This window comes from Zobellia barbeyronii, assembly GCF_018603515.1.
GTDB lineage: Bacteria > Bacteroidota > Bacteroidia > Flavobacteriales > Flavobacteriaceae > Zobellia > Zobellia barbeyronii.
This window is the reverse complement of record NZ_JACATN010000002.1, coordinates 871,584-892,501: the sequence shown is the minus strand read 5'-3', so window position 1 is coordinate 892,501 and position 20,918 is coordinate 871,584. Positions and strand designations below refer to the sequence as shown.

The following is a 20,918-nucleotide window of genomic DNA, read 5'->3' as shown; positions in this document are numbered from 1 at the left end:
TATTTAGAGGTAACCCAAGTATTCTATTCTGTCAAGATTTTTATGAGTTCTTTGTTCGTAAAGTTCATAAATAAGACCATCTTTTAATCCCACTTTAGGAACAAGAATTTGGTCACTTCCCATTTCTTTTAGTACCCTTAAATAAATTTCAGAAGCAGGAATGATAACATCTGCCCTGTCCGGATTCATCTTTAAAATAGACATGCGTTGTTCGTAAGTGAACTCACTTACATAAGCTCGCAATGCTTTTAATTCGGCAAAAGAAATCGCCATGTTTGAAGCCTTGTTGGCTAGTCCGTAGAGCTTGTTAATGTTACCGCCAGTACCAATACCAACTATATTTTTTGATTTATAAAAACTTGTGGTATGAAGCCATTCTTTCATTGATGCAAAAACAGCCGCGCGTTCTTTTGCGGTTAATTGCCGTACTGATCCTATTTTAAAAGATCTACTTTGTATAAGTTTGCCGCCTTCTAGTAAATTAAGTTCTGTACTACCGCCACCCACATCAATATGCACATACTTTCTATTCTGTAACGTAGGCTTAATAGCTTTGTTTAAAATGCTCGCCTCCTTCTTGCCGCTAATGACATTGATTTTCATACCAACATCTTTCAGGATTTGATTGCTAACTTCATTCCCATTACTGGCTTCTCGCATAGCGGAAGTGGCAACGGCGTAGTAATCTTCCACTTCATACAGGTCTATTAAATGTTTAAAAGTGCTCATTAGCTTAACAAACTTCTCTTTTGTAGGCTGTGATATTTCACCTTTAGAAAATACATCGTGGCCCAATCGCAAAGGGAATCGTAATAATTGAAGGTTCTTAAAGCTGACTAAATCATCTTCTTCGTAAACCTTAACAACCTGTAACCTTATGGCATTAGATCCAATATCTATTGATGCTAGTTTCATTTAATGTGAAATTAATTTTAGCGAATCTGTTATAGAGCCAAAAGATAATTCAAATTTTTGATGAAAGCATATAGTTGTTCTATTTCAAACAACATAGAACAAAATTATCCACGGCAAATTAACCTCTGCCTTTGCAGTTACTCCTGTAGTACAGGATAGTACAGGACACTACAGCATGGTACAGGATGAGTTCTTAGAATCACCCATATATATTTGATAATCCCTTAAAGTTCCGCTCAAAATTTTAAGGATTTTATATAACTCAACTAAATACCTCAAGATTATGAAAAAAAGATTTCGAAGAAATTCTCAAGGATTTCTAATTGTTGTTACCCTCTTATGGGGTTTTGCAATGCAGGCACAAAGCGTTACCGTTACGGGTACAGTTATTTCGGCAGATGATTCACAAGCCTTGCCCGGGGTAAACGTAGTTGTTAAAGGTACAACTACTGGGTCTGTAACAGATTTTGACGGGAACTACAGTATTGTAGCTCCAAATGCCAATAGTATTTTGGTATTTACGTACATAGGTTTTACTGCTCAGGAAGTTGCTGTAGGTGGTAAAAGCCAGATAGATGTAACGATGACTGAAGATGCAGCACTTCTAGATGAAGTGGTTGTAGTGGGGTACGGCACCCAAATTAAGCGACAAGTAACAGGTGCGGTATCTACTATCCAAGCCAATGAGCTTGCTGATATTCCAGTTTCGCAGGTCACCCAAAAAATACAAGGTAGACTTCCGGGTGTTCAAATTAACCAGACTACGGGTAAACCGGGTCAGGGTATGTCTGTACGTATTAGAGGGCAATTATCGGTTTCCGGTGGTAGTGATCCTTTATACGTAGTAGATGGTTTTCCTATTTCTGGAGGTATCAATTCTATAAACCCAGATGAAATTCAAGACATTACGGTGCTGAAAGATGCTGCTTCTACCTCACTTTATGGTTCTAGGGCTGCGAACGGTGTTGTATTGATTACTACCAAAAGTGGAAAATCTGGTGAAACAAGTGTAAGTCTAAATATGACCACCAGTATGCAAAGTGTTCCGCAACGTGGAAGAATTGATATGATGGATGCTGTTCAGTTCGCTCAATTCAAAAAGGAGTATTATGAAGATCAAGGGAGTCCGGTTCCAGATATTTTTCAAAATCCTTCTCAATATGAAGGCCAGACCAATGATTGGTACGATGCACTTTTAAGAACAGCACCTATGACCAATTACAATCTTAGCATCACTTCTAATAAGGACAAACTAAAAACATCGGTTATTTTGGGGTTCTTTGATCAAGAAGGTGTGGTTTTAGGTTCGGATTACAAACGGTATTCACTTCGGGCAAACCTGGAATATAAGTTAAACGATAAGGTTCGTATTGGATTAAATATAGCACCCAACCATATTATTGATAACGTACCAAGAACAGATGGTACTAGAGGTACTGGTCTTTTGTTTAATGCATTGCATACGTGGCCCATTATGCCTATTAATAATCCAGATGGTACAAGAACGGAGTTTAATAGATTTCCAGCAGATACGGGAAATATATTTTCTTATGCTAACTGGTTAAATTCTGCTGAGCGGATTAAAGATGAAACCACAAGTGTTAATATTTTATCTAACGCTTTTCTTGAATATAAACCTATTGAAGGTCTTGCTATTAAAACTAGTTTAAATGCAGAATTATATAATGAGCAATATGAATTCTTCAGCCCTACTAATGCAACTTATTCAATCAATAGACCCGTACCTACTAATAATGAGGCTATTTGGGACGATCGAAATACGTTTTCTTGGTTGAATGAAAATACGGTTACATATGATAAAAGTATTGGTGATCATACTTTCTCGGTCTTAGGTGGTTTCACCTATCAGAAATATCGTCAAGACCGTAACAGATTACAGGCGTCTGATTTTGCAGATGATCGTTTACCAACGATACAAGGGGCGACTAATATTAACAGGAATGGTACTTTTGATGAAGTAAGGGAATGGAGTTTAGTTTCCTTTTTATCAAGACTTACGTATAATTACAAAGGAAAATACCTTTTAACAGGTTCTATTCGTAGCGACGGTTCTTCAAGATTTGGATCAGAGAACCGTTGGGGTACTTTTCCATCTGTTTCTGCAGGTTGGATTGCTTCTGATGAATCTTTCTTAGAAAATTCAGAGACCATATCTTTACTTAAACTAAGAGGTAGTTATGGGGTAACAGGTAACAATAACATTGGTAATTATACACAGTATGCTTTAATAGACAATACGGTAAATGCAGTTTTTGGAGATACTTTTGCTCCAGGCTCTGCGGTGAACTCACTTTCAAATTCAAACTTGGGTTGGGAAACTACCAAACAATTTGATGCTGGACTAGATTTAAGTCTGTTTAACGATAGGGTGTCTTTTGTTTATGATTACTATACTAAGAATACCACAAACTTATTGTATAACGTACAAGTGGCTCAAGAATCTGGGTTTTCAAATTTCAGTGATAATATTGGTGAGATTCGTTTTTGGGGTCATGAGTTTGCTTTAAACACTGTAAATACTACAGGTAAATTTAAATGGACAACCAACGCTAATATTTCATTTAATAGAAATAGAGTGGAAGCTTTGGCAGATGGTATAGATAGAGTTTATGGTCCAGGTGGATGGCACATAACAAAGGTAGGTGAGCCTTTTGGTCAGTTTTATGGTCATGTTTCTGATGGTGTGTATCTAAACCAACAAGACTTGGATAGTTCACCACAGGTGCCAGGGCGTTCTACAGTTGGTAGTATTAAATTAGTAGATGTTAATGGAGATGGTATTATAACCAATGGAGGTGATGAGGATGATCGCGCCATTACAGGCAGCCCTTTTCCAGATTTTACTTATGGGATTACGAACACCATTAAATATGGAAATTTTGATTTTTCAGTTGTGGGTACGGGTTCACAAGGAAATCAATTGTTGGTACGGCACTTGTTCAGTACAACAAACTTAGATGGTGTTTTTAATCTTCTGTCAGATGTTGAAAATCGTTTTAGATCTGTTGAAAATCCTGGTGATGGTTTCTATGGTACTACTGTAGGTGGTGGTAATGTTACCGGTATAGAAAGAGATTGGATAAACGATCGTTTTGTAGCAGATGCTTCTTATTTTAATATTAGAAATATCACTTTAGGTTATACTTTGCCAGGATTGGAGAAGTATTTTAAATCTGCTAGAATATATGGGTCTATTCAAAACGTGCATATTTTTACAAAATATTGGGGTGGTCCAAACCCTGAAGTTAGTGTGCAGAACAATGGAGATGGCGATGGTGGTAACCTTGCTTCTGGTGTTGATATCTCAGGATATCCTGTTCCAAGGATATTTAGTCTTGGTTTAAACTTAAACTTTTAAATCAAAAACTATGATGTCCAAAAATATTTCACTTTCGACAAATTTTAAAACTGAAAAAATGAAAAAGATATTCTATTGTATCGTAGCCTCGATGACTTTTTTGGTCAGCAGTTGCGATGATGAATTAACTATATTTCCCGAGGACTCCTTGAGTGTTCCTACGTTCTTTAAAACAGAAACGGATTTTACGCAAGCAGTAAACGGAGCTTATGTTCCATTACGCCTAATTAATGACCAGGCGAAGCCGTATTTAGCAGAAATGCATTCCGATAATACATATTTTGCTCGTAACACGGCTTTTGGGGCAACGGACAATCAAGAGGATATTGCAGATCATTCTATACCTAGTGACGGTGGTATTACCGCCAATAGATGGGTGAAACAAATTTATGAGGAGTATTATCAGATTGTTGCTCGGACCAATCAAATTTTGACCACTATTGATGAGGCGGAATTTGATGAAACAGCCAAAGCAAACCTAAAAGGACAGGCATTGTTTTTGAGAGCCTATTCATATTTTGAACTCGCGCAGTTGTTCGGTAGTGTGCCTATGCATCTAGAACCTGTATTAGATCGTGATGGGGCAGCTTTACCTCTTTCTAGCGAGGATGAACTGTATGTGCAAATTATTGAAGATGCCAGAGCAGCAATAGGATTGTTACCGCTTAAATCTGACCAAGAAGCGGGTAGAGCAACGCTGGGCGCTGCTCAAACGCTATTGGCTAATGTTTATATCGTACGTGAGCAATGGAGCGAGGCAGAAACTTTATTAAAAGCAGTTGTAGCCAGTAATGAATACATGCTAATGCCTAATTACGAAGATGCTTTCTCCGGAAATAGTGAAAACAAAAACAACATGGAGTCTGTTTTTGAAATTCAATACAGAGAAGGAGCAGAAGGCTTAAATGGCAACTTTTTATATAACTTCCTCCCAAGACCAATTACTGCAGAAGAAGTTGGTGCAATTACGGGAACGTCAAATCCACAGCCTGTAAACGGTGAAGGAAACAATATTCCAACACCGGACATTATTGATGCTTATGAAGATGGAGATTTAAGAGAAGATGCTTCCATTATGTACGTTACCATTAGCGAGAGCTTTTGGGAAGATGGTGTTTACCCTATTATTAAAAAATATGTTGAGCCACATGCATTACATGGTAATCATGGTATGAACTGGCCAGTATATAGATATTCAGAAGTGTTGTTATTCTTAGCAGAAGCTTTGGAAGAACAAGGTAAAGCAGGCGAAGCTCTTCCTTATTTAAATGAAGTTCGTACACGTGCTGGTCTTGGTGAACCGACAGGTGATTTAAGTGAAGCAATTTTTAATGAACGAAGGGTGGAACTCGCTTTTGAAAACAAAAGATGGTTTGATTTGGTAAGAACGGGTCGTGCAATAGATGTTATTACTGCTCATGGTAATAAAATAAAAGCTAATCCTGTTGACTATTACTATCCTGCAGGTGTAGAACCAAGAGGTAATGTTTTTACCAATATTTCTGAACGATACGCTCTTCCTGCTTCGGAGTCCTCTCTGAATCCTAATTTTTAATTAAATTAACCAGGAACGATTTAGAATGCAAACAATTAAAGGTCATGGATATCCATGGCCTTTAATCATAAAAAGAATCTGTAGAAAATTTGTTGTTGGAAATTACCGATAACTATAGAGTGGATTAAGTTTGTCTTAAACTTAGGTAACTTATCAAAAGGTTACCTAGGTTTCTTTGATTGCAAATAGTAGAACCGTGATAATCGAAAAAAAAATATGATGTATAAAAATAGTAGAACAGTATCTAAATATTTGGCTGGTAGCTTTATTGCCCTATTGCTGCTTGCATATGTTCAATCATGCAAAGAAAAAAAGCAAGAAGCAACGGTGGACACTGTAGTTAAAATTCTAGAGGAAGGAGATGGCTTTGTAAATATTTTTGATGGCGAAACTTTAACGGGTTGGAAAGGTGATCCTAATTATTGGCGTGTAGAAAATGGTGCGTTAGTGGGTGAGGTAACCCCGGAAACTCTTTTAAAAAGTAATACTTTTATTATCTGGCAGGGAGGTCAACCAGATGATTTTGAATTGAAGTTGGAATTTAAAATCGCTGAATCAGGGAATAGTGGTATTAATTATAGAAGTGATTTGATTGATACAATTCCAAATGCTATGAAAGGCTACCAAGCAGATATTGACGGTAAGAGAAGATATACGGGTCAAAACTACGAGGAGAAAAAAAGGGCTACCTTGGCCTATAGAGGAGAAAAAGTAACTATTAATAGTCAAGATACTCCTGACGTTGAAGGTTCTTTGAGAGCTAATGTAAAAAGCAACTGTTGGCAGAGCAGGGAAGTGGTAGGTTCTTTGGGCGAATCAGATTCCCTGAAGACAAAAATAAAGAGTGAGGATTGGAACGAGGTACACCTTATTATTAAAGGTAATAGACTTCAACATTATATAAATGGAGTTTTAATGAGTGATGTAAATGATGAAGACACTATAAATAGAAAGTTAAAAGGATATTTAGGAGTACAGGTTCATGTAGGTCCGCCAATGAAGGTTGAATATAGAAATATTAGGCTGAAGAATTTGTAGTAGTATAAATTCGTAAAGAAAGATAATTATATGAGTGAATTACAAGATTTTCAAAAGTTAGTTATTTCAAATGCAAGTCATCTCCAAGGATTATCTGTTGGTGATAAAGCTCCAGATTTTACTTTGCCAAATGCTGTAGGTACAGATATTACGCTATCTGAAATGCTAAAATCAGGCATTGTGGTTATTAAATTTTACCGTGGTGAATGGTGTCCTATTTGCAATTTAGACCTTAAAGAAGTACAAAGTAAACTATCGGAAATTAAATCTTTTGGAGCTTCATTTTTAGCAATCAGTCCGCAAAGTCCGGATAGTGCACTAACGGCAAAAGAAAAGAATAATTTAGATTTTGAAGTACTTAGTGATGCTGATCAGAAAGTAATTAAAGCGTACGGTCTTCAATTTGATCCGGGTGAGGATTATCATGCACGACGTGATTTAACACTTCTAAATGGCGACGGTTCAAAAACTCTTCCTATACCGGCTACTTTTATTATCAACACCAATCAAACAATTGAAGAAGCCCATGTTGAAGCAAACTATACAGAAAGAATGGGTGTAGACGAAATACTCAGGATACTTAAAGTGATAACAAAGAAAGCTTAATTTGTGAGCTAGGTATAGAAAACAATTAAACGGTTAAATATATCAGTTCTCAGGACAGCACAGGATGGGTAATGTCTCTATAGCATATAAGTTTGAAGAAGATTTTTTCTAACTTCTTAGTTTTAACCTGAACGCCTAATTTCAGGGGAAATTGACAAATACCTGATTTATGAGAATACCAGTTTTGGCATTAATTTTTCTTTGCGGATGTATACTACCGCTAAAGGCACAAAAAACAGTACAGAAACAACAAGCAAACAAGCCCAATATAATTTTTATTCTAACGGATGACCAGCGTTTTGATGCACTGGGTTATGCGGGAAACAAGCTTATTTCTACTCCAGAAATGGATAAATTGGCTAAGAAAGGCACCTATTTTGAGAATGCTATGGTAACCACACCAATCTGTGCCGCCAGTAGAGCTAGCATTTTAACAGGGCTTTACGAACGTACGCACAATTTCAATTTTCAAACAGGAAATATTAGAGAATCGTACATGGCTGAATCCTATCCTTCTATTTTAAAAGAGAATGGATATTTTACTGGTTTCTATGGTAAATATGGAGTCCGTTATGATAACCTAAAAAATCAGTTTGATGAATATGAGTCTTATGACCGTAATAATGAATATAAAGACAAGCGTGGTTATTACTATAAAACCTTAGGTAAGGACACGGTTCATTTAACACGCTACACAGGACAAAAAGCTATTGACTTTATTGCAGATGTAAAAACAGACAAACCTTTTTGTCTTTCCTTGAGTTTTAGTGCTCCTCATGCCCATGACGGGGCTGAAGACCAATATTTCTGGCAAACGGAGTCAGATGCTTTGCTTCAGAATATAAATATGCCTGATGCAGATTTGGGAGAAGACAAATACTTTGAGGCTCAACCTAAATTTGTACGTGACGGCTTTAACCGTTTACGTTGGACGTGGCGTTATGATACTCCGGAAAAATATCAGCATAGCGTAAAAGGATATTATAGAATGATATCTGGAATAGACCGGGAAATTGCCAAAATCAGGACTGAGCTAGAGAAGAAGGGACTTGCAGAAAACACGGTTATTATTCTAATGGGAGATAACGGTTACTTTTTAGGTGAACGCCAGCTTGCGGGGAAATGGTTGTTATATGATAATTCCGTTCGGGTGCCTTTAATTGTATATGATCCACGGGTTAAAAGGCAAAAAGATAGTGATGCTCTAGCGTTGAATATAGATGTACCATCTACTATTTTAGATTTAGCAGGAATTGCCCAACCAAAAACATGGCAAGGCAAAAGTCTTATGCCTATAGTAGAAAAAACGAAGAAAGACTTTGAGCGAGATACCGTCTTGATTGAGCACCTTTGGGAGTTTGATAATATTGCGCCAAGCGAAGGAATCCGTACCAAAAATTGGAAATATTTCCGTTATGTCAACGACCAGTCTTTTGAAGAACTTTACAATTTAGAAGACGATCCTAAAGAGATTAACAATTTGGCAAAAGATTCAAAATATGCCGAAAAGTTAGCAGCTTTTCGCAACAAAACAAATGACCTTATTCTTGAGCTTTCCGATGACTATTCTAAAGGTCCTAGTGATTTGGTTGTGGAGTGGATACGAAACACAGAAGGGGTTACCGTAATTGATACTAAACCAGAATTTGGATGGGTTGTGCCGGACGGAGCGGTTTCACAATCGGCCTATCAAATATTGGTTGCTTCATCTAAACAGAACATTACCAATAATATTGGTGATGTTTGGGATAGCAAGCAAATAAGAACTAGCGCTTCTTCCGAAATAGAGCATGAAGGTACAGCGTTGAAAAGCGGAGAGACTTATTTCTGGAAAGTACGCATTTGGGATCAAGACAATCGGCTTTCACGCTATTCTCAAAGTCAGTTTTTTACTACGGGAAGTCCTAAAGCTACTATAACCACTCCCAACAGTTTTCAAATTGATAAAATAAAACCAGTCAAATTTGAAAAAAGAGGTGAAACCTATTTTATGGATTTTGGAAAAGCAGCTTTTGCAACTTTAGACTTTACATATAAAGCTAAAGTTAGTGATACGCTTATTTTTAGAATAGGAGAACAGCTAGAAGGTGAAAACATCAACAGAACACCTTTCCACAGAAGTCATATCAGATATCAAGAAATTAAAATGGCTGTAAACCCTGATCAAACAGAATACCAACTTCAGGTACAAGTAGATGAAAGGAATACAAGACCAGGCAAGGCGCTACCGCTTCCAAAAGATTTTCCAGTTTTAATGCCGTTTAGATATGTTGAGGTAGATGGAGCAAAAGAAGCTGTTACAGCAGAAGATTTTACATTATTAGCACATCATAGTTATTGGGAAGATGACGCTAGTAGTTTCAAAAGCTCGGATGATATTTTGAACCAAGTTTGGGAAATCTGTAAATACACGATTAAGGCCACTACTTTTAATGGACTTTATGTAGATGGTGATCGTGAGCGTATTCCTTATGAGGCAGACGCGTATTTGAATCAATTAAGCCATTACACCACCGATCGAGAATATGCCATTGCAAGGCAGACCATGGAATATTTTATGGAACACCCAACCTGGCCTACCGAATGGCAACAGCACGTGGCGCTCATGTTTTATGCAGATTATATGTATACGGGAAATACAGAGCTTATTGAGAAGTATTATGACCAGTTAAAATACAAAACTCTTTATGAGCTTTCAAATGAAGAAGGGTTGATTACTTCTACTAAAATGACGCCTGAGTTAATGAAGAATTTAGGTTTTTCTCCACAGTTAAAGGAGACCTTTAGGGATATTGTAGATTGGCCATCTGCAGGTTGGGGAGGAGACCCATCAAATAAAGGAGAACGTGATGCCTATGTTTTTAAAGATTATAATACCGTAGTGAATGCATTCTATTACCAGAATATGAATATCATGTCCGAATTTGCAAAAGTTTTAGGTAAAACAGAGGAAGCAAGAGACTTTGAACTTCGTGCTTTAAAAGCTAAAAAAGCGGTCAATGAAAAAATGTTTGATTCGGAACGAGGTATTTATGTAGACGGTATAGGAACTGACCATGCTGCCTTACATGCTAATATGTTGCCCTTGGCTTTTAATATGGTTCCTGAGGAACATATTTCCTCTGTTGTGGAGTACGTGAAGTCACGTGGAATGGCGTGTAGTGTTTACGGTTCGCAATATTTAATGGACGGTCTTTATAATGCTGGGGCGGCAGATTATGCTTTGGAACTGTTAACTGATACAAGTGATAGAAGTTGGTACAATATGATCCGTATTGGTTCTACTATGACCTTGGAAGCTTGGGATTTGAAGTATAAGAATAATCTAGATTGGAACCATGCTTGGGGAGCTGTGCCGGCTAATGCCATCCCACGTGGACTTTGGGGAATTCAACCTAAAACACCGGGATTCGGAATTGCTACTATCAAACCTCAAATGAGCGATTTAAAAAATAGTAGTATTGAAGTGCCGACTATAAAAGGAACGATAAAAGGAAGCTACAAATATGAAACTCCTAGGCTTCAAATTTTCGAAATTCAAATACCGGCTAATATGGTTGCGGAATTTGAAATAGCTCCATCACCAGGAAAAGAACTCATGCACAATGGTAAAAAAGTAAACGCTGCTTTTGGCTCTGTACGTTTGGAACCAGGTAAGCATGAAATTAAATTAGTAGTTAATTCTTTTTAAAGTTTCTTTAGTTTTTTAATTGTAAAAGGTACATTTATAAAAACATAAGCATAAAGATTAGCCAAATTTTGGAGAAGCCAAAACCGGCAATATCCTGTTATAAGGTCATTCAGACCGCTTTTTATTACAAGATTTTAAAATTAAAGAATAACAATAATGAAAACATCTAGAAGAAGTTTTATTCAGAAAACAGCATTGGGAACTACGGGTGCTATATTGGGTAGTTCTAGCTTATCGGCTAAGAGTTACAGAAAAGTGATGGGCGCCAATGATAGGATTCAGGTTGCCATTGCAGGTCTGGGGCGCCGTGTTAGTGCTATGTATACACCAATAGAGTTAAAGAGTAATAATGTAGAGCTGTTATACCTCTGTGATGTAATGGAGAGTCAGCGTGTAAAAGCCGCTACGGAAATGTCTACCAGATTGGGTTATACTCCAAAACTTGAAAACGATATTAGAAAAGTTCTTGAAGATAAAAAAGTAGATGCGTTGTTTAACTTAACTCCTGATCATTGGCATGCTCCAGGTTCTATAATGGCGTTAAAGGAAGGAAAACATGTTTACGTAGAAAAGCCATGTAGCCATAACATGGCAGAAAATGAATTACTTGTTGCCGCCCAGAAAAAGTACGATCGTGTGGTGCAAATGGGGAACCAACAACGTTCTGCGGAGCATAGCATTGATATTATAAGGCAAATTCATAATGGTGTAATCGGTAAGCCATATAAGGCGGTTGCTTTTTTTAGTAGTAAACGAGGAGAGGTGCCACTTCAAAAAGCAGCACCCATTCCTGCAGGTCTGGATTGGGAATTATTTCAGGGACCCGCTGTTCGTCGTGATTATACTTCTGAAACGTGGAATTACAATTGGCATTGGTACGGATGGAATTATGGTACGGCAGAATTAGGTAACAATGGTACACATGAATTAGATGTAGCACGTTGGGCGTTGCAAGTAGACTTTCCAAATCATGTAGAGGCAGATGGTATTAAATCAGCCTTTGTAGATGACGGTTGGGAAATGTACGATACTATGGAAGCTACTTTTAAGTTCGATAATAATACGACCATTAAATGGGATGGTAAAAGTAGAAATGGATATTCTACCTATGGTGGAGGTCGTGGTACAATTATATATGGTAGCGAAGGTAGTGTCTTTGTAAACCGAAACTTATACAAGCTTTATGACAGAGGTGGTAATTTGGTAAAAACTGTTAACGCAAAAACGCAAGAAGGCGGAATTGAGCTTGGCGGCGGCGGCGGAATGACTACCATACATGTTGGTAATTTTTTCAATACCATTAGAGGTAAAGAAACTTTACAAGCACCAATAGATGATGCATCAAAAAGTATGGCATTAGTTCACTTTGGTAATGTAGCCTATAGAATTGGTAATGGTTTTGACATAGACTCCAAAACTGGAAGAATGCTAGATCGTAAAGCATTGGCTTTATGGGGTAGGGAATACGCCAAAGGCTGGGATGTAAAACTTTAGTTTTTCAAATATTAAATTCGGGGGTAAAGTGGCTTTGGTCATTTTACCCCCGAATTTTTTAATTTCATTTTTTTATCTAAGTAGAGTCTTTACATAACAGTTTCGTATGAGTGAAATTCATTTGCTGAATGGTTAATTCTATTATAATTTTTTGGAATACGAAGTTGGTTTTTTTTGCGTTTTGCTGTTAGAGCCAATACCAATTTGAAATATGAAAAACTCCATTATCAGTGTACTGATTTTACTTATGTTTTGCTCTGCGAGCAACGCACAACTTGTTGATAGATCTATCAATGGTATCCAAACGGGATTATTAGGTATATGGTGGCATAATGAATCAAAATTGGTTCATCGTTGGGCGCTTCGAACTGAAGTTGGTTATGCAGCTCCCACTTACGAAAGAAACGTATATAGAGCGGAGGCAACCCGGAGTCATAATTATTTTTATCCAGTTTTTCAACCTGTATTAACTTTCGAACCCCGCTGGTATTATAACTCTCGAAAAAGGATAGGTAATAGTAACAATACATTTCATAATAGTGGTAATTATGTGACGATTGCTTTTCAATATTATCCTAAATTTTTGGCATATTCACCATCGGGAAATAGCGAGGAACCTTTAGTTTTTGATGGGGAAGAACCGAATGGAGGTTTGTTTATTACACCTACATGGGGAATGCGTCGTAATATAAATTATCGTTGGAATTTTGAAATAGGAGCTGGTTTAGGTTTTGATATTTTAGAAACTCAAAAAAGAAAAACAGTTAAGGAAGCTGGACATATGGGTAATGACTTTGTTTTCAATGTTCATCTTCGAATTGGTTACAAATACGGCATGAAAGAATGAAAAAAGCATAATTTTTTTTCTACCATCATACCTTTTTAAATCTTCTTTTTTTTATTTAAGATATTGATTTATAGTTAATTGGTATAAGGAACAGTGCCTGTCTCATCCAATGTATAACCCCATTTTTTGACGTATTCCAAACCGGGAAGAAATTCATCTCCGGTTTCCTTCAAACGTTCATATAACAATTTTTCCATATTGTCTTGCAAGGAAGTGGCGCCTTCGTTGCCTACAAGATTATATAGCTGGTATGGATCATTTTTATTATCAAAAAGTAACCATGGGCCTTCCAAACTTCTGGCATAAGTGTACTGTTGGGTTATTATGGCTCTGTACTCTCTACCACCATATTTTACCCTGTTCCATTGGCCAAAGGGCTGTACACAGGTTAATAAAGTTACATCTCCTATTTGTTCTTTTCCCTCCATATAAGGTCTATAATCTAATCCCTCTACCGTATTTGGTATAGAAATATCACACAGACTCAAAAGAGTAGGCATGATATCTTCGGAATTCATCAACGCATTTCTTTCTCCAGTATCGATTTTGAATTTTTCAGGAATATGATATAGCATGGGCACACGTGCAGATTCTTCATAAGGCTGCTGCTTTTTATAGGCTCCGTGAGAACCTAACAAATCGCCATGGTCCGCAGTAAAAACAATAATGGTGTTGTCATACTGTCCGGAATCTCTCAAGTTTTGAATAAGCTTACCAATCATATCATCAAGTGCGGCTATGTGGGCGTAATACCCGGCTAAATCTTTCTTAGCCTGTTCCTTTAGGTTATCAGGTACATTTCTGCGAAGTTGAATCTTAGCTGGGTCAAACCTATTTCTGTATTCCTCAGGAGCGGTATGATATGGGGCATGTGGAGTGCCATAGGAAAGAATCATCATATAGGGGTTCTCAGAAGAGTTTCTATTTTGAATATAATCAATGGCGGCATCGGTCTGTTTAAAAGTATCATAGCCATCCCATATTTTTCTGTCCGGGTCATCATTATCATAGTAAACGGATTCATTATAATCGTGGGTGCATTCATTGCCCTTCCAGAATTTAAATCCTTGCCTTCTTTCACCGGGAGCAACATTTTGTAATCTCCCATGACCATCTAAATGCCATTTACCAATGTAACCAGTATCATATCCTTCCTTATTGAATACTTTGGCAATGGTCACGGCATTGGTGTCTAGCTGTACATCGTTCATGAAGACTCCATGTGTCAACGGGCGTTGTCCCGTTAAGAGTGAAGCTCTAAAAGGTGAACACACAGGCATACCTGAAACTGCATTTTTAAAATTTACGCTCGCTGCTGCCAATTCATCTAGGTTGGGAGTACTAACATTAGGGTCTCCTGCATAGCCCATAGCTTGAGCCCGCCACTGATCCGTAAGGATTACAAGAACATTAGGGCGACTATTATCTTGAGACTCTACAACCGTTTCTTTTTTCTTTTCGTTGCAAGAAACTGCTATGGATAATATGCAAATCAATGGTAGATATTGGTGAAAGAATTTATGTTTCATAGGAGGGCGTTAGTTTTTAATACTCTAGAGCTTGTTGACAACAAGAGAATTTCATTCTACAGCAAGATAATGGGCTCAAATTTCAAAAGTATCCTGTACTATGTGGTCAATACCCCACTTCTTTTATCAGCCTCTGTCTTTTATTATTGGAGATTAACAGCACTGTACAGGATACATAACCTTTTTTGAGGAGTTATTTTTGAGGAGCTAGTTTTTATCTCTTAATGGGTTGTCTACTCAGAGCAGTTTTAATATTCAGATGTAACTCATGAATGCATCATTAAGTAGATTATTAAACCATTTTAAACGTAAGCTGAAGCTCCCGAAAAACTAAATGTAATCCAACAGAAAATGATTAGAAAGGCATTTAAAATGAAAGTGTATCCTGATAATATAGAGGAGTATACCAAAAGACATAATCCTATTTGGCCTGAGCTTCAAAAAGTCCTAAAAGACCATGGTGTTCATAACTACAGTATCTTTTTAGATGAAGAGACTTCTTTTCTGTTTGGCTATGCCGAGGTAGAATCTGAAGAAAAATGGAATGCACTAGGTGATACTGAAGTTTGTAAAAAATGGTGGAAATATATGGCAGGCCTCATGGAAACAAATGCAGATTATAGTCCGGTTTCTACAGATTTAAAACACATTTTCCATTTACCATAAATGATTGATTGCTTTTCAGTTTTATAATTAAAAAATAAATTACAAGAGCTGGTAAAACACCACTCATTACTTTTCTAAACTAATACACATGAACAAGAAAAAAATAACCATTTTTATATTCATTTGGTTCAATGTACTCGTGGCTTTTGGTCCTATTGCTAGTCAAGATAAAAGTCCAAATATTATTTATATCCTAGCAGATGATTTAGGGTATGGTGATGTAAAGGCATTTAATCCTAATGGGAAAATCCCGACACCAAATATGGATGCCATGGCAGCAAATGGTATTAAGTTTACAGACGCTCATACATCATCTGCGGTCTGTTCCCCAACCCGGTACGGTATTTTAACGGGACGTTACAATTGGCGTAGTTCCTTAAAAAGTTTCGTGTTAAGCGGGTATTCCAAGTCATTGATAAAGCAAGAGCGCACAACCGTTCCCGAAATGCTAAAAACACAAGGATATGCCACGGCTTATATCGGAAAATGGCATCTTGGTTGGGATTGGGCAATTGAAGATAAAGACGCCAATTTGGAGCATAATAAACTAAATGCTAACCCAAAGGTGGATTTTTCAGTACCGGTCAAAAATGGCCCGTCTACACACGGGTTTGATTATTCGTTCGGTTTTTGTGGTTCGCTAGACATGGCTCCCTATGTGTATATAGAAAATGATATGCCAACCATGGTGCCGACTAAAACTACGATTTCAGTAGATGAAAAGGGCATTTGGAGAAAAGGACTTACTTCAGATGATTTTGTGCATGCCAATGTATTACAGGATTTAACGGATAAAGCTGTTGATTATATAGAGAAGAATGCAAAGAAAACTTCGCCTTTCTTCCTGTATTTTCCTTTACCTGCCCCGCACACCCCAATTTTACCAACTACGGAATTTTTGGGCAAGAGTAACACCAATATGTATGGAGATTTTGTGATGCAAGTAGATGATGTGGTTCGTCAAATACGGGAGACACTCAAAAGTCAAGGTATTTCAGAAAATACACTTTTAGTTTTTACAAGTGACAATGGGTGTTCTCCAAAAGCCGATTTTAAAGAGCTTGAAAAAGTAGACCATGATCCAAGTTATGTTTATAGAGGAACAAAGGCAGATATATTTGAAGGTGGACACCGCGTTCCTTTTATAGTGGAGTGGCCAAGTAAAGGATTGAAAAATTCAAGCACCGATAAGGTTATCTGTACAACTGATTTCTTTGCAACATGTGCAGAATTGACGGGATACCAAATTCCAGATACAGAAGCGGAAGATAGCTACAGTATGCTTTCTTTGATTAAAGGAGATAACGATGAAGATATTCGCGAATATACAGTCCACCATTCTATTGATGGGTCTTTTGCTATAAGACAAGGTGATTGGAAACTAAGTGTTTGTTCGGGTTCTGGAGGTTGGAGTTATCCACGACCACAAGATGTAGAAAAAGAGAAACTTGATTTGCCGGATATGCAGTTATACAACTTAAAAGACGATATAGGTGAAACCAAAAATTTAATTGCGGCCAATCCTAAAAAAGCCAAAGAACTAAAAAAAGCCCTTAAAAAAATCATTCTGGATGGGCGTAGTACCTCTGGAAAGAACCAAGAGAATGATGGTATGGAAGGGTGGAAACAAATTGAAATGATTGTAAATTAGGAATGCTCCAACTTCAAAATATGAATAGTAGAAAATGGTTGGTAATTTGTGTGATTTTACTTTTAGGGATTATAACAGAAGCGTGCAGTAAGCCAAATACGTATGTTTTAAAATCCCCAAACCAATCCATTGAATTGACTATTAACAATACTGATGGTGCACTAAACTATGAGATGTATTGGAATGGACAACAGATAGTTCAAAATTCCGAGTTGTCCATTTTTCCGAATACAAAAGTGAAAATAACGGACACCAAGGTGAGCTCCGTTGATAATACTTGGAACCCGGTTTGGGGGCAATTCAGTGAGATTCAAGACACCTATAATGAGCTAGAGATATTCTTAGATTATGAAGGTGTTCCTGCTACTTTGTATGTTCGGGCCTATGATGGTGGCAGTGCTTTTCGTTTCGTAATTAATGAATTGCTAGTAGATGCAGAACCTGCCTTTTATATTGAATATGGACTCTCCGCAGGCGATGAAGTTTATATGCCGGCAGGGGAAAGTATGCCTAAAGGTCCTATTGTTTTAAATGATTTGGCGCAGATGGATTCAATTCCGTACCGTTGGCAAGTGCCTTTGGTTGTAGAGACCGAGCAAAGCAAATATATCTCACTTTTAGAATCTGATTTGGTAAGTGCTCCGGGTTTTTCCGTTATCGATTTTGAATACGATAAGGAAAAAGGAAAACTCATTTCCAATAACGAATTTACTTCCCAAGAAAAGAAGGTGGTAACACCTTGGCGCTTGATACTTTTGGAAGAAAACATAGGTGATTTACTTACCAACACCGTACCACAAAACGTAGCTGCGCCATTAGCTCTTGAAGATACTTCATGGATTAAGCCCGGAAAAACGGTATGGGATTGGCGTGTACATGGGTATACCGCAGCAGATGGATTTACTTACGGAATAGATACGGAAAGCTATTTGCGATTTATAGATTTTGCAGCTGAAAACGGTATTGAATATTTTATGATCGATGATGCTTGGTATACCAATGTTTCTGAAGGACATATTGAAATGTCCGATAAACTCGATTTGCAAAAGGTAATGGACTATGCAGAAGAGAAAGGCGTGTCCGTACTATTATATTATGATAGACGAGAAGGGGATTACGGAGATGCTGCGCTTTTCCAGTATTATAAAGAATTGGGTGCCAAAGGAATTAAATATGGTTTCATGGGTAGTAATGTTTCTTTTACAAGGGATGCTATTCAGAGGAGCGCAGCAAGCGAACTGTTAATTGACTTTCATGATAGTCCGGTACCGTTTACGGGGGTTACAAGAACGTATCCTAATGCCATAACAAGAGAATATTGCCACGCCCAGCAAGACTCCAGACGAGCTTTCACCCCACAAGCCTTTATTCGTATGGCATTGATTAATGCTTTGCAAGGTCCGTTAGATATGAACAATGGTGTTTTTGATATCACCGGAGTTAATGCAGGGGAAAGAGAAAAAGGACCGAAAGCCAAAAACTTGTATACCACGGTCACTGCGGAAGCAGCCCGAACCTTAATCATTTTTAGCGGCCTAGTTTGTATTCCGGATGCGCCGGAAGCTTATTCCGAAAAAAGTGACCTATTTGAGTTTATTAGGGAAATGCCCGTAGGACAATGGGATGAAACAAAAATACTCCATGCCAAAATGGATGCCTATATTTCTACGGCAAGAAGGCATAATGAATCCTGGTTTATCGGTTCCGTGCATAATGAGCCCGGAGGCACTTTGCTTGTTACGTTAGATTTTTTAGAGGCCGGAAAGGAGTATGATATTACGTATTATGAGGATACGGATAAAACTCATTTTAAAACTAATCCGGAAGCCTATCGCGTACGAAAAGGAACGGTGAAAAAAGGAGATGTCATTCATGCGAAAATAGCACCTGGGGGAGGACATTGTATGTGGATTAGACCGAGTAAAAAGTAAAGAATGATAATGAGAGTGAATTCCATAAATACTATTATAAGTTGCCTTTGTACAATGTTTTTGGCTTCCTGTGGAGACCAAAAACAAACAGCTGAGCGGACTAAAAAACCAAACATCCTTTTTATAGTAGTGGATGATTTGGGCTATGCAGATTTAAGTGTTATGGGGAGTTCGTATTACGAAACTCCTAACATTGATGGATTAGCGAAGTCGGGTACTATTTTTACCAATGGATATGCCACTTGTGCCGTTTGTAGCCCATCTCGGGCTAGTTTATTGAACGGACAGTTTACCGCAAGACATGGAATTACCCAATATGAGGGAGCCAAATCTGGGCAGGCTTGGAAAGAGCTGAATCGGCATACCAAATTATTACCACCGGAATATAAACATCATTTAGATCAAAAGGATGTCACTTTGCCAGAGGTGCTGAAGGATAATGGGTATGCTACTTTTTTTGCAGGAAAATGGCATTTAGGAAGCGAAGCGGACCATTCACTTCCAACAGACCATGGTTTTGATATCAACCAAGGTGGATATGAGAAAGGTGGCCCATATAGTGGCGGTTATTTTTCTCCTTTCAACAATCCACAAATGAAGGATTACCCAGAGGAAAAAGGGATGTCGCTTTCTATGAAGCTAGCCAAAGAAACCTCTACATTTATCCGTGAACAAAAAGACTCAACGTTTCTAGCGTATCTCTCTTTTTACGCTGTACATTCCCCCATACAGACTTCTCAAACTAAATGGAAAAAATATAGAGATAAGGCGGATAGTATGGGCATTGCCGAAAAAGGTTTTGAAATGGAGCGAGTGCTTCCTGCTAGAACGAACCAAGACAATCCCATATATGCCGGTCTAATAGAACAAGTAGATGAAGCGGTTGGCAGTGTTTTGTATACTCTAAAAGAACTTAGTCTAGATGAGAATACAATAGTGGTCTTTACTTCTGATAATGGTGGAGTTACCTCGGGGGATAATTTTTCTACCAACCAACTCAACCTTCGTGGTGGTAAAGGTTATCAATGGGAAGGTGGATTGCGCGTGCCTTATTTTATCTATGTCCCGTGGATGCTTCAAGAAGGTGTTAAAAATGAAGTGCCCGTTTCCGGTGCTGATCTGTTTCCTACCCTTTTGGATTTAGCAGATATTCCGCTTCAGCCGGAACATCATGCGGATGGAGTAAGCCTTGAGCCACTTCTGAAAGGGAAGCGAATTGCAGAAAGACCTTTGTACTGGCACTATCCACATTACGGTAACCAAGGTGGAGAGCCTGTTTCCATCATGCGAAAGGGAAATTGGAAAATCATTCAGTATTGGGAAGACGGTCACACGGAACTTTATGATTTAGATACGGACTTGGGTGAAACCCATGATTTGTCAATTGAAAAAAAAGCACTGTCGCTAGAAATGAAAAAAGAACTCTTGGCTTGGTTAGAATCTATGCAAACCGAATATGCCGAAGAAGACACTTTATGGAACGAAACTGCATGGAAACAAAAATTGGAAGACAATAGAAATATATTGATGCCGCGATTGGAAAAACAACGTCAAGAAATGCTGTCACCCGACTGGCAACCGAATAAAGATTGGTGGGGTAGTGCACGCTAAAACAA

Annotated in this window: 13 protein-coding genes; 11 read left to right on the top strand and 2 right to left on the bottom strand. The window is 37.9% G+C overall.

What is annotated here, in order from left to right:
• Positions 1 to 3: 3 nt before the first annotated feature.
• On the bottom strand, positions 4 to 915 hold the full coding sequence (locus HW347_RS08275; RefSeq protein WP_214611400.1) for a Ppx/GppA phosphatase family protein: 912 nt from the start codon (positions 913 to 915) through the stop codon (positions 4 to 6).
• A 283-nt stretch (positions 916 to 1,198) separates the two neighbouring features.
• Between HW347_RS08275 and HW347_RS08270 the strand changes: the two genes are divergently transcribed.
• The 7 genes from HW347_RS08270 (at position 1,199) to HW347_RS08240 (ending at position 13,525) form a co-directional block, all read left to right on the top strand.
• Positions 1,199 to 4,294 (top strand): SusC/RagA family TonB-linked outer membrane protein, encoded by a 3,096-nt coding sequence (locus HW347_RS08270; protein WP_225901856.1) that lies wholly within the window; start codon positions 1,199 to 1,201, stop codon positions 4,292 to 4,294.
• A 58-nt stretch (positions 4,295 to 4,352) separates the two neighbouring features.
• The gene (locus HW347_RS08265) at positions 4,353 to 5,849 is read left to right on the top strand and encodes a RagB/SusD family nutrient uptake outer membrane protein (protein ID WP_225901855.1); all 1,497 of its coding nucleotides are present in this window, start codon (positions 4,353 to 4,355) and stop codon (positions 5,847 to 5,849) included.
• A gap of 216 nt (positions 5,850 to 6,065) precedes the next feature.
• Positions 6,066 to 6,887, top strand: a complete 822-nt coding sequence (locus HW347_RS08260; protein ID WP_225901854.1) for a 3-keto-disaccharide hydrolase — start codon at positions 6,066 to 6,068, stop codon at positions 6,885 to 6,887.
• 30 nt (positions 6,888 to 6,917) lie between these two features.
• Positions 6,918 to 7,493 (top strand): peroxiredoxin-like family protein, encoded by a 576-nt coding sequence (locus HW347_RS08255; RefSeq protein WP_214611399.1) that lies wholly within the window; start codon positions 6,918 to 6,920, stop codon positions 7,491 to 7,493.
• Between the two features lie 169 nt (positions 7,494 to 7,662).
• A complete protein-coding gene (locus HW347_RS08250; RefSeq protein ID WP_214611398.1) occupies positions 7,663 to 11,184 on the top strand; it encodes a sulfatase-like hydrolase/transferase in 3,522 nt (1,173 codons plus the stop codon).
• Between the two features lie 156 nt (positions 11,185 to 11,340).
• On the top strand, positions 11,341 to 12,678 hold the full coding sequence (locus HW347_RS08245) for a Gfo/Idh/MocA family protein (RefSeq protein ID WP_214611397.1): 1,338 nt from the start codon (positions 11,341 to 11,343) through the stop codon (positions 12,676 to 12,678).
• Positions 12,679 to 12,889: 211 nt separating this feature from the next.
• Positions 12,890 to 13,525 (top strand): hypothetical protein, encoded by a 636-nt coding sequence (locus tag HW347_RS08240; protein ID WP_214611396.1) that lies wholly within the window; start codon positions 12,890 to 12,892, stop codon positions 13,523 to 13,525.
• A gap of 74 nt (positions 13,526 to 13,599) precedes the next feature.
• On the opposite strand, the gene HW347_RS08235 is transcribed toward HW347_RS08240, so the two are convergent.
• Positions 13,600 to 15,054: a sulfatase family protein gene (locus tag HW347_RS08235; RefSeq protein WP_214611395.1), complete on the bottom strand. Its 1,455-nt coding sequence runs from the start codon at positions 15,052 to 15,054 to the stop codon at positions 13,600 to 13,602.
• Positions 15,055 to 15,405: 351 nt separating this feature from the next.
• On the opposite strand from HW347_RS08235, the gene rhaM reads away from it, so the two are divergent.
• The 4 genes from rhaM to HW347_RS08215 all read left to right on the top strand — a co-directional run bounded on the left by rhaM (position 15,406) and on the right by HW347_RS08215 (position 20,913).
• On the top strand, positions 15,406 to 15,720 hold the full coding sequence (rhaM, locus tag HW347_RS08230) for an L-rhamnose mutarotase (RefSeq protein WP_214611394.1): 315 nt from the start codon (positions 15,406 to 15,408) through the stop codon (positions 15,718 to 15,720).
• 88 nt (positions 15,721 to 15,808) lie between these two features.
• On the top strand, positions 15,809 to 17,371 hold the full coding sequence (locus HW347_RS08225) for a sulfatase family protein (RefSeq protein WP_214611393.1): 1,563 nt from the start codon (positions 15,809 to 15,811) through the stop codon (positions 17,369 to 17,371).
• Positions 17,372 to 17,391: 20 nt separating this feature from the next.
• Entirely contained in the window at positions 17,392 to 19,302 is a 1,911-nt protein-coding gene (locus HW347_RS08220; RefSeq protein WP_214611392.1) for a glycoside hydrolase family 97 protein, read from the top strand.
• Positions 19,303 to 19,305: 3 nt separating this feature from the next.
• Positions 19,306 to 20,913, top strand: coding sequence for a sulfatase (locus HW347_RS08215; RefSeq protein WP_225901853.1), 1,608 nt, complete (start codon positions 19,306 to 19,308; stop codon positions 20,911 to 20,913).
• Positions 20,914 to 20,918 lie beyond the last annotated feature (5 nt).

What these genes read in the sequence shown, in the direction of transcription:
- HW347_RS08275 (WP_214611400.1), bottom strand. Translation starts at nt 915, where the DNA reads ATGAAACTAGCATCAATAGATATTGGATCTAATGCCATAAGGTTACAG.
- HW347_RS08270 (WP_225901856.1), top strand. Translation starts at nt 1,199, where the DNA reads ATGAAAAAAAGATTTCGAAGAAATTCTCAAGGATTTCTAATTGTTGTT.
- HW347_RS08265 (WP_225901855.1), top strand. Translation starts at nt 4,353, where the DNA reads ATGAAAAAGATATTCTATTGTATCGTAGCCTCGATGACTTTTTTGGTC.
- HW347_RS08260 (WP_225901854.1), top strand. Translation starts at nt 6,066, where the DNA reads ATGATGTATAAAAATAGTAGAACAGTATCTAAATATTTGGCTGGTAGC.
- HW347_RS08255 (WP_214611399.1), top strand. Translation starts at nt 6,918, where the DNA reads ATGAGTGAATTACAAGATTTTCAAAAGTTAGTTATTTCAAATGCAAGT.
- HW347_RS08250 (WP_214611398.1), top strand. Translation starts at nt 7,663, where the DNA reads ATGAGAATACCAGTTTTGGCATTAATTTTTCTTTGCGGATGTATACTA.
- HW347_RS08245 (WP_214611397.1), top strand. Translation starts at nt 11,341, where the DNA reads ATGAAAACATCTAGAAGAAGTTTTATTCAGAAAACAGCATTGGGAACT.
- HW347_RS08240 (WP_214611396.1), top strand. Translation starts at nt 12,890, where the DNA reads ATGAAAAACTCCATTATCAGTGTACTGATTTTACTTATGTTTTGCTCT.
- HW347_RS08235 (WP_214611395.1), bottom strand. Translation starts at nt 15,054, where the DNA reads ATGAAACATAAATTCTTTCACCAATATCTACCATTGATTTGCATATTA.
- rhaM (WP_214611394.1), top strand. Translation starts at nt 15,406, where the DNA reads ATGATTAGAAAGGCATTTAAAATGAAAGTGTATCCTGATAATATAGAG.
- HW347_RS08225 (WP_214611393.1), top strand. Translation starts at nt 15,809, where the DNA reads ATGAACAAGAAAAAAATAACCATTTTTATATTCATTTGGTTCAATGTA.
- HW347_RS08220 (WP_214611392.1), top strand. Translation starts at nt 17,392, where the DNA reads ATGAATAGTAGAAAATGGTTGGTAATTTGTGTGATTTTACTTTTAGGG.
- HW347_RS08215 (WP_225901853.1), top strand. Translation starts at nt 19,306, where the DNA reads ATGATAATGAGAGTGAATTCCATAAATACTATTATAAGTTGCCTTTGT.